At 50.0% G+C, this 13,159-nt stretch carries 6 protein-coding genes and 1 pseudogene; 6 read left to right on the forward strand and 1 reads right to left on the reverse strand.

What is annotated here, in order from left to right; translation table 11 throughout:
* Positions 1-4 precede the first annotated feature (4 nt).
* Positions 5-3,904: an Ig-like domain-containing protein gene (locus QMO62_RS27325; protein ID WP_284645658.1), complete on the reverse strand. Its 3,900-nt coding sequence runs from the start codon at positions 3,902-3,904 to the stop codon at positions 5-7.
* Positions 3,905-4,116: 212 nt separating this feature from the next.
* On the opposite strand from QMO62_RS27325, the gene QMO62_RS27330 reads away from it, so the two are divergent.
* The 6 genes and pseudogenes from QMO62_RS27330 to QMO62_RS27350 all read left to right on the forward strand — a co-directional run bounded on the left by QMO62_RS27330 (position 4,117) and on the right by QMO62_RS27350 (position 13,062).
* Positions 4,117-4,539: a GtrA family protein gene (locus tag QMO62_RS27330; RefSeq protein ID WP_284645659.1), complete on the forward strand. Its 423-nt coding sequence runs from the start codon at positions 4,117-4,119 to the stop codon at positions 4,537-4,539.
* A 413-nt stretch (positions 4,540-4,952) separates the two neighbouring features.
* A complete protein-coding gene (locus tag QMO62_RS27335; RefSeq protein WP_284645660.1) occupies positions 4,953-7,985 on the forward strand; it encodes a glycosyltransferase family 39 protein in 3,033 nt (1,010 codons plus the stop codon).
* Between the two features lie 32 nt (positions 7,986-8,017).
* Entirely contained in the window at positions 8,018-9,007 is a 990-nt protein-coding gene (locus QMO62_RS27340) for a glycosyltransferase family 2 protein (RefSeq protein ID WP_284645661.1), read from the forward strand.
* 172 nt (positions 9,008-9,179) lie between these two features.
* Positions 9,180-9,692: pseudogene (locus QMO62_RS33285) on the forward strand (3-keto-alpha-glucoside-1,2-lyase-like domain-containing protein); the annotation flags it as partial.
* Entirely contained in the window at positions 9,675-10,973 is a 1,299-nt protein-coding gene (locus QMO62_RS27345) for a right-handed parallel beta-helix repeat-containing protein (RefSeq protein ID WP_372516757.1), read from the forward strand. The pseudogene QMO62_RS33285 and the gene QMO62_RS27345, both read left to right, overlap by 18 nt.
* Positions 10,974-10,992: 19 nt before the next feature.
* Positions 10,993-13,062: a pectate lyase family protein gene (locus QMO62_RS27350; RefSeq protein WP_284645662.1), complete on the forward strand. Its 2,070-nt coding sequence runs from the start codon at positions 10,993-10,995 to the stop codon at positions 13,060-13,062.
* Positions 13,063-13,159: the final 97 nt, after the last annotated feature.

Below are 13,159 nucleotides of genomic sequence, written 5' to 3' on the forward strand. Positions count from 1 at the left end.
CAGATTATTTGTTATGGCCGTGCCTTGTCGCGACAACCTCCCAGCTGAGTGGATCGGCGTGATTGCCGGCTAGATCCTGGGCCTCCAGTACGATTCTGTTGCGCCCTTGATGGAGCGATACGACGAATGAATAGGTCAAGTCAGGAAGAACGACGGCCGGAATCCCATCCACCGTGAGTCTTCCGGGCTCACTGAGCTGACCGACAAGGGTATAGCTTCCTTCCGGCACTTGATCATCCATCCCATTATTGTTCACGCGGGGATTACGGATCGAGATGGTGGGTGCCGTAGTATCGCGCGTTATCGTGAGACTTGCAGGTGCAGCCTGATTGCCTAAGGCATCGACGGCCTCCACTGCAATCACATTCAAGCCTTCGTTCAGCTGAACGGTGTGAGTGAAATGGAGCGTCGAATCTACTGCAGCCTCGGTTCCATTGACCGAAACCTGAGCCATCCGGTTCACACTCCCGTTGAGCGTGAAGTATGTTGCTTGGGTTACGGTGGCGTTAGGCGAATCCAGTGTGATTACTAACGGGCTTACTGTCTGTACGGCGGCCGGAGTTGAATACGTGCCTTCAATGGAGTTATTCACAGCGGCAACAGCATATCGATACGTTCGATCGTAAGCCAAGGTATTGTCCGTGTAGCTGAAATCGTTGTGTGCAGAGGCCAACAGTGTAAAGCGGCCGTTCTCGCCTTCGCTGCGATAAATATGGTATGAAGTCGCTCCCGCTATCGGCTCCCATTCAATTCGGGCTGCGTTGCCGTAAACTGCGGCGGTAACGCCGGAAGGAGCACCGATGGCCGGTACGCCTACCCGAACATCATCAATATATTCATTGACCTTGTGTGTAGCGGATGACAGAAAATCTACCGCACTCAGACTGGCGGCATTCGGCCAGCCTTTGTTCTTATGGAACGGAATTATTCCTGACGATACGCCATTGATGAATACTTCGGCTGACTGGGTTTGCACGTTAGCGATAACTTTGATTTTGTACCAGGAGTTCGGCTTGAATTCATTATTCGTCGGCAGCGGCGCCGCCTTCCCGTTGCTATCGTCCGATTTTCTGTAATAGAAGCAGTAGGAGGTAGGACAGCCTGCTCCGTACCCAGAGAACAGCTCGACATAATGCTTGCCGAACGGCACATCCAAAAGTCTGAGGACGCGAGGGTAATCCGCACCTTCGGTTTGCATAATACTGGCTTCCGCTATGATCACCCCGGTTTGGGCAGGGAAGCTCTTGGATGCGCGAGTTTGGCTCGTGCTGTTATCGTATAAATTCAACAGCTGCTTGGAGTTGTTTCCGGCAGGCGCCGCGGGAACGGCATCCACCTTAACATGATTCAGCTCGGTACCCGGTGTAGGTCTGAAGTCATATCCTTCCGGTATGGTTCCGATGGCTGTATCCTCAAAGTCATTATTAATTAAATAAACGGCGGCAGGCGTCCCAAGCAGCGCTCCGTTCCGTTCCTCCGAGCTTTCCAGGCTCGGTCCGTTAGCATTGAGTGCTTGGATGACATAGAAGTAGTTGACGCCCGCTTCCACCTCCGCATCCGCATATTCCGTCGTCGATACGGTTGCTACCGTCTTGTACGGTCCGCCGGGGGTTAAGCTTCGTTTCACTTGATAAGCTGTTGCTCTTTCCGAAGCGGACCAGGTCAAAAGCAAATCATTCGGCCCTCGGGATAATGAAACGTTTGTCACCTTATAAGGAAGCGGAGGGAACTTGTTGAACTGAATTTGCGAAAAGAGCGATTTATTATAGTTCTCAATCAGGTTGTTTTCTTTGGCGGCATCCGCCATCAACCCGATGTAGACCTCATTAGCCTCCAGCTTCATAGAGGAAATAGGAGTCCACGAGGTTCCCTGCTGGGAAATGTAACCTGTAACCGTATCACCGAACTTCACTATCCTCATATAGAAGGGAGGATTGATGGAAGGCAGCGGCGGCGTCTCGGTAATCGCTCCGCCTTCGGTGTCTCTGCTGTAAAATTCCGCTACATGACCGTCGCCCCTTACGGCAAGCCCCATGAGCCCGAAGCGGGATCCGGGAGACAGGGATTCCCTGATCATCACACCTGCTTTGGCGAGCGGAGTCGTGTGCGTAATTTTATCAATACGAGCAATAAGTTCACCGTCACCCGTCAGCTTCTGATAGGCATAGTGGAACGACTCGACGGGACCGCTGATATTGCCTGAACTTTTAACGGTAAGGACACCGTCTTGGAGATTCGCGTGCCCTGGAAGTCCAGGGGAGCCGATATCAACAGAACTCCAAGGAGAGATATCGCCGGAAGCGTTAATATGGACCGGAACGGCTGACGAGTCGGTTGCAGTTCCGCTGTTATCGATGGCCTTGGCCAAGAGATAATACGTTCCTTCCGGTACATCCGTCCATGTGAACTGATACGGCGCGGTGTCGTCTTCGCCCATCAGTACGTCATTACGATAAAATTTCACTTTGCTGACGCTGCCGTCCGGGTCGTACGCATTCGCCTCTACGACCAGGGTGCTTCCTTGAGCGGATATGGTATTTATAGTTGGCGTGGTAATCCGAACTACCGGATTTTGCGAGCCGCTGCTAACGATGGAATTCAAGTATTCCTCCAGATTCGTATAGCCGTCCCCATCCGCATCGGCGTTCCGGTCTGCCGCTTCATTCGGATTCAAGCCCTGAGAGATCTCCCAGGCATCAGGCATGCCGTCGTGATCCGTATCCGCCGGTGCAGGGGCACTCAGTAATTCCGGCCAGCCCCCAACCTCTACAGGACTGTTAATCTGACGTCCCGTTCGATTCTTAATGTCATTAATGATTCGCGCATCCGCGGAATCTCTCTTCGGCAGAATCGCTCCGGCTTGGTCTAGAACAAGCTCATAGGCTTCCTGAGCCGTATGGGTAGTAACGGTATGGAAGGGAACAGGCTCCGAAAGCTTGACATTCCCCGGCTCAAAATCAAATACGCCCGCCCAATTATCCGCCGTAACCCGGGGAGACCCGTCAATATAGTTACCCTCTATGTACCATCGGCCAACGCCGCCGATATCATCAAGGACGAGCTCCCTTGCATCCAGCACGGTATCCGGGCCGTATTTATTATAGTTGTTCACCATGTTGACGTAAGCGCCATTCCCGCCGTAAGCGGTTTTATAATTCCAGTTGTAAACGATATTGTTTCGGTAGTCCATATTCCGTTTATCTTCTTCCGTTCTTCCTTTAAAGCGGGGGTTTCGGCTGCTGTTGTGAACCAAAATGTTGTGATGATAGGAGTTGTTCCCGGCGCCCCAAAGCCCGCCAAAGCCATGCCTTCCTTTCTCATGCTTCGACATGTGGAGCGCCTCGCCGACGATGGACCATTGAACCGTTAGATTATCGCTTTCTTGCGGGGAAAGCACCTCATCGATTGCCCATGTGATGGAGCAATGGTCGATCATAATATTTTTGCGTTTGTCGATCGTCATCGCATCACCCGCCGAAGGAGTTCGGTCCCCCATCCGGAAACGCATATAACGAATGATAACATTGTCGGCTTTAATATACGTCGAGTGATTGTTCACGCTGATGCCGTCTCCCGGGGCCGTTTGCCCTGCGATCGTAATGTTCGAGCCGGTAATGTTCAGCGGCGAAGCCAGGTCGATGTTACCGGAAACACGGAACACAACGGTCCGGTTTCCTTTACTGACCGCCTCCCGTAAAGAGCCGGGTCCGGAATCGTTGAGGTTGGTCACCTCATAGACCTCGCCTCCACGACCTCCCGTTGTGTACATACCGCCTCCTTCCGCACCGGGGAAAGCGGGCAGAGCGGAGAGGGGGGCTGTATCGTCGGATGCAAAAACGGGTACCGCACCGACAAGCAAGGCTACGGATAATATGGATGAACAAGCAAGCTTCTTTACCTTCACATGATGCCTCCTTCGCAATTAAATTTATGGAATAAATTACCTCAAATTGAAAATTATACAGCAAATCACTTGTGCTCATTATAGGTGTAACATTTTATTTTATAGGGCTACTATGCAGCAAATTGGTGTATAATGGGTCGTAACTGCATGCCCCCCCGGCGCTTCAAGGACATGATCAAGATGAGGTGATGGTGTTGCCGGTCTCAAAACAAATGCAAAAGACAGTCCGTCAATTGATCAAATTTCATACCGTTGGATGCCTCAATACGTTACTGGACATTGCCCTCTATTTGATATTAACGAAGCTCGGTGTAGCTTACATGATTGCACAATGTGTTTCCTATGCCGGTGGGACCTTGAATAGTTATGCGATGAATAAACGATGGACCTTTCGAACCCAAGCGAACCGGACACAATATGCCGGCGGAGCCTTATTTCGATTTCTTACATTGAATGCCGTTTCGTTCGGAATCTCTTCCTTGGTGCTAACCCAATGCTTGTATAACCTAGGTTGGTCTAACGTGACAAGCAAGCTTGCGGCTACCTGTGCCGGTATGCTCCTTCAATTTATCGGCAATAAATACTGGGTGTTTCGTGAACGGAAGCCTGTATTCCAAGATTCCATAAATTCCTAATCTAATGATTATCTTACATTTTTGATCATCGTTTATTTTCCCCTCACGGCCATTTAGGCAAGGAATCTCGCTGCTTACCCGATCGTTGCCGCAGCGTAAATTTCTTATCAAATGATTATGCTCCATACAGACGAAGCCCACGCATTCACCCTCTTTTCCAAAAACCGATGAAATCCAAGGAAGTTAAATAATGTGTATTGTGAGTAACGATAAGCAAACCTATAATTCGTTATGAAAGGGGATACATTCCATATTTAACCAACTATAGAAAAGTGCAGAGGAGGGAGATTATTTCCATAATCGGCTTTGTCGGCCTGCTCTACATCGCTTTATATCATGTATTGACTCGCAGAATATCCTATAGCCCAGTGCAAGGGAAAGATGAGCACTCCATGAAAGCACTCTATCTGTATTTGAGTATCGGAATCCTTCTACGCCTTGTTATTGCCGGATTGATCGCGGGCTACGAGGCGGATATACAAACCTTTACCGCCTGGGCTCATACCGCCTCAACCCATGGGTTATCCGCCTTTTATTCTCACGGAATCTTTGCCGATTATCCTCCGGGTTACATTTATGTACTCTATTTTCTAGGTACAATCCGCCGATTATTCGATATTCCGTTCGAGTCAGCCTCCATGGTGATGCTGCTGAAGCTTCCGGCTATTATGGCGGATATCGTATCGTCCTACCTGTTATTTCGGTTAGCAAGAAGGCGGTTTGGCGAAACGGCCTCCGCCGGCATTGCTCTGCTGTACTTATTTAATCCGGCGATCCTGGCTAATTCCTCTGCTTGGGGGCAAGTAGACTCCGTATTTATGCTAGGGGTTCTTATCCTGATTCAATTTTTAGTACAAGAGCGACTGTCTGCAGCAATTGTTGCCTATGCAATCGTACTGGCGGTCAAACCGCAAGCATTGCTGCTCGGACCCTTGCTGTTCATGTATTTGGTACAAAGACGAAGCTTCCAAGGTCTTGCTGCGGCGTTCCTGAAGGGAATCGGGACGTTTACTCTCATATTCATTCCGTTCGTAATGCAGCAGGGACTTCTGTGGGTTGTTCAGCTGTATGCGGGCACGCTGTCTTCTTACCCTTACGCAAGCTTGAATGCGTACAATATATGGGCGTTAACCGGCAATAATTTCGCTCCTCTCGATCAGTCTTTTCTTTTTGTTTCCTTCCAAGCCTGGGCAATTCTGTTCACTTGTGCTGTCATTGGCTATGCTGCATTTCTGTATGGGAAGGGAACGAACCGTTCTTTCAAGCTGCCCTTGCTGGGAACGCTGATTCTTACCGGCGTCTTCCTATTCATGACTAAGATGCATGAACGGTATCTGTACTATGCTTTGCTTCCTTGTCTGTTAAGCTTTATCTATAGCAGGGATCGGCGTTTATTGTACATTTTCATCGGACTCAGTCTAACGCAGCTGATGAATGTAGCTCAGGTTCTCCTTGAAAGCTATCGGAGGGTGTACTTTATCCCTTCATGGGATCCGCTCCTGATCATAATATCGCTAGCCAACATTGGATTGTTCGCATACCTGTGTCATGTGTCTTGGACCATGCTCCTTCGCGACGATATCAGGCTATTGGAATCCGGAAGGAACAAACCGAGTGTTTCACCTTCCGGAAAGAACTCCCCCGGAAGCCCATTTGCGATCCGCATAGTACCGAAGGAATTCAAGCTGCAATGGAGTAGAAAGGATACGTTCCTTCTAGCCCTTTTGGTCGGCGCTTATTTCGTCCTTTCTCTGGTCCAGCTGGGCTCTACGAAGCTTCCGGAGACGTACTGGAAGCCTGCATCGGCAGGTGAGGAGGTTACAATTGATTTGGGCAGCCGCCTCACGATCGATCGGTTGACGCTTTTGCCCGGCATAGGGGAAGGCTCCTTTACCTTGACCTTCTCTGCGAATGGGCGGAATTGGACGGGGAGCATGTCCCGGGAGCTGACGGTTCCGAACGTTTTCACTTGGCAGATCATGGCCCCTAGCCAGGATGCCCGATATGTCAAGATCAGAGTAGATCGACCGGGCTTCACGCTCAATGAGCTTGCTTTTTATGAACCGGGGCAGAAGACTCCTATACGTGTTGTTGGTGTAGATGAGAGAATAACTACCCTATTCGATGAGCAAGAAAAAGCAGCATATCAGGCATCATTTATGAACGGTATGTATTTTGATGAAATTTATCATGCCAGAACGGCCTATGAGCACACGGTTGGTATGGAGCCTTATGAATCCACGCATCCCCCCTTAGGCAAGCTGCTGATTGCTGCGGGCACGTTACTCTTCGGCATGAATCCCTTCGGCTGGAGGATCGCAGGGGCGGTCTTTGGCATCGCTATGCTGCCGGTCATGTATTTGTTTAGCATGCGAATGTTCGGACAGACGCGGTATGCCTTCGCTGCAACGCTGCTGCTGGGCTTTGACTGTCTTCATTTCGTGCAGTCGCGAATTGCGACGATTGATGTGTTCGCAGGCTTCTTCATTCTGCTGATGTTTTATTTCATGTATCGTTACTGTACAACCAGCTTCTATGAAGTTTCGTTACTGAAATCATTTATTCCCTTGGCTTGGTCGGGCATGTTCTTCGCTTTGGGCGTCGCTACCAAATGGATCTCGCTTTATGCCGGCAGCGGGCTTGCAATCCTGTTCTTTCTTTCGCTCCTCCTGCGATACCAGGAATATCGTGCGGCTCGTCGTCAGCTTGAGAGGCGGAACGTCAAGCCCGCGAAGAGAAGGCATGAACCGATGGAATTGATGCGGCACAAGGTTCAGGTGTTTCCCGCGTATGCCTGTTTCACCATTCTATGGTGTGCAGGCTGGTTCGTACTGGTCCCGGCGATCGTATATGCTGCATCGTATATCCCTTGGTTTCAAGCTGCCGGAACGGGTCGCACCTTATCGGATTTGCTTACTTATCAGAAGCATATGCTCAGCTATCATGCCGGACTACAGGCAACCCATCCCTTCAGCTCGTCTTGGTGGCAGTGGCCTCTGATGAGCAAACCGGTTTGGTACTATGGGGGGACCGAGCTGCCCGGTAACCGCATTTCCAGTATTGTTGCCATTGGAAATCCCCTCGTATGGTGGGTGGGACTCCTCTCCATGATTACAGTAGCGGCTGCTGCGTGGACCCGTCGTCAATGGATCCCTCTATTTCTGCTCATTGCTTTCTTGTCTCAATATGTCCCTTGGATGTTTGTCGCCCGTATTACCTTTCTTTATCATTATTTGGCCATGGTTCCCTTTATCATTTTAGCCATTACGTATGTCAGCCAAAGGCTGATTGAAGCGATTCCGGCTGTGCAGAAATATTTCTATGCTTATTTGACCGCTGTGGCCGCCGTGTTTCTTCTTTTTTATCCGGTACTTACAGGGCTTACCGTCCCTAGAGCGTACGCCGTTCACCTGTTACAGTGGTCTAAGCAATGGATTTTTTTCTGAACTTTCATACTTAAGCGGAGAGGATGAAGACGATGACCGTTGATATTCGTTATTCCGTGATCGTGCCTTTGTTTAACGAGGAAGAGGTACTCCATGAAACGTATTGCCGTTTAACGCAGGTGATGGAAACACACGAGGAGTCCTATGAGATCCTCTTTGTCGATGATGGCAGCAGGGATGGAACCAACCGGATAGCTCGTGAGCTGTGTCGGACCGATCCGCACCTGCGCCTCCTAACGTTCTCCCGAAACTTCGGACATCAGATTGCTATCACCGCAGGGGTGGATTATGCCCAAGGACAGGCGATTCTCATTATTGACGCCGACCTGCAGGACCCCCCGGAGGTAATGCTCGAGATGATCTCGTTATGGAAGCAGGGATACGATGTTGTCTACGGTCAGCGAATCCGCAGGAAGGGAGAGACGCTGTTTAAAAAGTGGACGGCTCGCATGTTCTATCGGTTTCTCCGATCCCTCACAAGCTTCGATATCCCGGTCGATACCGGAGATTTCCGTCTTATGGACCGTAAAGTTTGCGATACGCTTCGAGGCATGAGGGAGAAGAACCGGTACGTTCGGGGCCTGGTGAGCTGGATCGGCTTCCGTCAAACCGCAATACCTTACGTGCGCGAGGAGCGCTGGGCAGGGGAAACGAAGTACCCTCTTAAGAAAATGCTGCGCTTTGCCTCTGACGCGATCGCCTCCTTTTCCTATAAGCCTTTAAAGCTGGCGTCTTACTTAGGATTTTTATTATCGTGCATCAGCTTCCTGTACCTAATGATTGTCCTCTGGCAAAAGCTGTTTACGGATTCCACGGTGACCGGTTGGGCGTCCATTGTGGCTTTGAATTTGTTCTTTAACGGAGTAATGCTTATGATTCTTGGCATTATCGGAGAGTATATCGGACGAATTTATGACGAATCGAAGGGTAGGCCCTTGTACATTATTCAGGAAAAAATGGGCTATGACGAAGCCGCTCTATCCGATCGGAGCCGGTGGAAGGAGAAGGTCGTTCATCTGTAAGGTATATCCTTTGGAGGAGGTGGTTGTATTACTCGATGAATATATGAGCTACAAGGAAGAACGAAAGGAAACCCATTCGTAAGGAGGAATTCAAGTGAAAAGAAACAAACATATTCGTAAACAAACGTCACTCTTGATGGCATTGACGTTGAGTGCTTCCTTGTTCGGAAGCATGCTGCCTGTTCACGCCGCCACTTTGTTCAGCGACGATTTCAATGATGGCAATGCTGCGGGCTGGACTACCACAAACGGTTCCTGGTCGGTGGTTCAGGACAATGGGAATTATGTCTACTCCCAATCCAGTACCAGCTCGGAAGGGCGTGCCACCTCCGGCTCACAAGCTTGGACGAACTTCAGTGTTTCTGCTGATGTAAAGGTTAGCAATTTCAACGGAAATCGGGTGATTGTCGCCGGGCGTTACAAGGACGGCAATAATTACTATGGTGCGGCTTTGAGCGAGTCAGGACTGGAGCTTCGGAAGAAGGTAAGCGGAACGACGACCGTTCTAGCCGCCAAGTCCAAAGCAATCTCGGCGAATACGAGCTACCAGGTAAAGCTGGAGATGTCAGGTACGACCATCAACATGTACGTCAACGGAGTGCTGGAGTTAACCGCGACAGACAGCACGATCACGAGCGGTGCCATCGGTTTAATCGGTTGGAAATCCATAGCTCAGTTTGACAACGTCAGGGTGGATGATTTTTCAGGTACGACGCCTACACCGACACCTACTCCAACTCCGACACCGACGCCTACACCAACACCAACACCGAACCCCTCATCGGTTATTTATGTCGCTCCGAACGGAACCGATTCGAACGATGGAAGCATCGGTTCTCCGACGACCCTTACCAAAGCGATTACCAGCATCGCTCCGGGCGGCACGATTTATATGAGGGGGGGCACTTATTCTTACTCATCACAAATCACGATTGCTCGTGGCAATGACGGCACCGCCAGCGCGAAAAAATCCATCGTAGCTTACGGCAGTGAAAAGCCGGTGCTTGATTTCTCTTCGCAGTCCTACAACGCTTCGAACGTCGGACTCAACGAGCGAGGGCTTCAAGTGAACGGTCATTACTGGGTAGTCAAGGGGCTTGAAATCAAAGGCTCGGCGGATAACGGCATCTTCGTGAGCGGAAACTATAACCGGTTGGAGAATCTGGACGTGCATCATAACCGGGATTCGGGCGTGCAGCTCAGCCGGTATGCATCGACAGCCGCCAAGAGCGAATGGCCCAGCTATAATGAGATCATCAATGTATATTCCCATGATAACTTCGACCCGGACAACGGTGAGGATGCCGATGGTTTTGCTGCCAAGCTGACTATCGGGCCCGGCAACGTATTTGACGGATGTATCGCAGCATACAACGTGGATGACGGCTGGGATTTGTATACGAAAACGGACACCGGCGCGATCGGTGAGGTTACGATCAGAAACAGTGTCGCTTACCGCAACGGTCAAACCTCGGACGGCAGCTCGACAACAAACAGCGACGGAAACGGGTATAAGCTGGGCGGTGAACAAATTGCAGTAAACCATAAGGTCATCAATTCCGTAGCCTTCGAGAACAAGAAGCATGGTTTTACCTATAACAGCAATCCCGGATCGATTACATTGACCAATAATACTTCCTATAATAACGGGCTGAAATCGGGCAGCAACTTCGCCTTCGATATTGGAACCCATGTATTCACCAACAACCTGGCCTATAAAGCAACGGCGAGCGACAAAACAAGCGGCACCGATGTGCAAAGCACCAATGTATGGTGGAAGAACAATGTGAGTACGAACGGCAAAGGTCTCGTTGCCAGCAATACAGACTTTATCAGCCTAACGCCCGCTATCACGCGCAATGCGGACGGTTCCCCGAATCTCGGCAGCTTCCTCAAGCTTGCGGACGGAAGCGATTTGAAGGGTGCGGGCTTGAACGGCTCCGATATCGGCTATATTCGAAATTAACGATCAGGAGGAACCATTCATGAATATAAGTTGGAAAAAAGGAACCGCTGTCCTTACCTCGCTTGTATTGACCGCTTCCTTACTGACCGCAGTAATACCGTCAAACACGGTTCAAGCGGCAACCTTGTTCAGCGATGATTTTAATGATGGAGATGCAAATGGGTGGGCTACAACAAACGGATCATGGTCCGTTATTCAGGATAACGGCAACTACGTTTATACTCAGTCGGATACCGCATCGGAAGGGCGTGCCACGGCGGGAACGCAATCATGGACGAATTACAGTGTAACGGCTGACGTGAAGGTGATGAATTTTAATGCGAACCGGGTAATTGTCGCAGGACGCTACAAGGACGGTAATAATTACTACGGCGCAACATTAAGCGCGTCGGGGCTGGAGCTTCGCAAAAAGGTAAGTGGAACAACAACGGTTCTAGTCAGCAAGTCGAAGACGATCTCAACCGACACGACCTATCAAGTCAAGCTGGAAATGTCCGGAACTACCATCAACATGTACGTCAACGGCGTGCTTGAGCTGACGGCGACGGACAGCTCCCTAAGCAGCGGTGCGATTGGACTCATCGGCTGGAAAGCCGTCGTGCGGTTTGATAACGTTCAGGCAGCTGATTTTACAGGCACGACGCCAACGCCAACGCCAACGCCAACGCCAACGCCTACACCAACTCCGACACCAACACCAACACCAACACCAACACCTACACCTGCACCAACGCCTACTCCGACGCCACCACCGGCAGGTACTTTAGCGCAATACAACTTGACCGGCTTCTCTGCAGGAAATACGGGCGGGGGGAATGTCTCTGAAACGAATACCGCACTTTACCGAAAGGTGTATAATGCCGCCGATCTTGCCCTTGCTTTGAAGAGAAACTCCGGAGTGAAAGTCATTGAAATCATGAACGACCTTAACCTCGGCTGGAATGAGATTCCCGCTGAAGCAAAAGTAATGCCATTCTCGCAGCATTCCACCGCATTAACGCATCCCAAATTGATTCAAACCGGCGTGAGCAAAATTTACATTGATTCCTTTAACGGGCTAACGATTTTCTCGGCCAATGGGGCGAAGATTAATCATGCTGCTTTGACGATCAAATATAGCTCCAACATTATCATTCGCAATTTGGAGTTTGACGAATTGTGGGAATGGGATGAGAGTACGAAAGGGGATTATGACCGAAACGATTGGGACTACATCACGGTAGAGGGCAGTACCAGCAAGGTATGGATTGACCACTGCACGTTCAACAAGGCCTATGACGGCCTGGTCGATGTGAAAAAGGGAAGCAACGGAGTTACCATTTCCTGGTCCACCTTCAAAGGTGACGACCTTAGTCCGACCAGCTTCGGAGCACAGCAATTTAATGCACTTGAGGCGAATCGCGCTTCGTATCCGATGTATAATTATTTGCGGACGCTCCTGAGCAAAGAGGATATTATGAAGATCGCTGCCGGACAAAAGAAGGGACATTTGGTTGGGTCGACCGAGTTTGCTTCCGATAATGCCGCATTGCAGGTAACGCTGCATCATAACTATTACAAGGATATCCAGGATCGGATGCCGCGATTACGGGGTGGCAATGCTCATGCTTACAACATTGTTATGGATGCTTACGATGCCCATGAAGCCAGTAAGCTCCTGACGACAGAAATGAAAACGGCCATCACTGCGAAGGGTTATAAATTTGGCGTAACGAGCAACGGTGCTATTTCCACTGAGGACGGGGCTGTGCTGCTGGAAAATTCCCACATTATCGGTGTGATGTCGCCGGTACGAAACAATCAGGCTGATCCTTCCAACCCTAGCTATACCGGTAAAATCCGTGCTTTAGATACGATTTATTCCTTAGACGGTACGAACTTCAGGGGCAGCAGCGATTCAGCAGGGAGCCCGCTTGCACCTGTTCCGGCTCCGGTCAAAGCCTTCTCATGGAACGGCTTCAGTACTTTGCCGTACAGTTATTCACTGGATGACCCTTCCACGTTAAAGAGCCGATTGACGGCAGCTGACGGCTCCGGTGCAGGGAAGCTGAACTGGTCCAAAGTAAACTGGCTGCAAACCAGCTATTAACGGATGAAATATCGCGCCGAAGAGCGGGAGCTCAACGGCGCGATATTTTTTCACAGTTGCATATTTATGCAAATAATCGTATTTATATAAAATCAAA

This window comes from Paenibacillus silviterrae (genome assembly GCF_030167925.1).
GTDB lineage: Bacteria > Bacillota > Bacilli > Paenibacillales > NBRC-103111 > Paenibacillus_G > Paenibacillus_G silviterrae.

Excerpts from the sequence above, each read along its gene's own strand:
- QMO62_RS27340 (WP_284645661.1), top strand. The coding sequence starts at position 8,018 with ATGACCGTTGATATTCGTTATTCCGTGATCGTGCCTTTGTTTAACGAG.
- QMO62_RS27350 (WP_284645662.1), top strand. The coding sequence starts at position 10,993 with ATGAATATAAGTTGGAAAAAAGGAACCGCTGTCCTTACCTCGCTTGTA.
- QMO62_RS27330 (WP_284645659.1), top strand. The coding sequence starts at position 4,117 with ATGCAAAAGACAGTCCGTCAATTGATCAAATTTCATACCGTTGGATGC.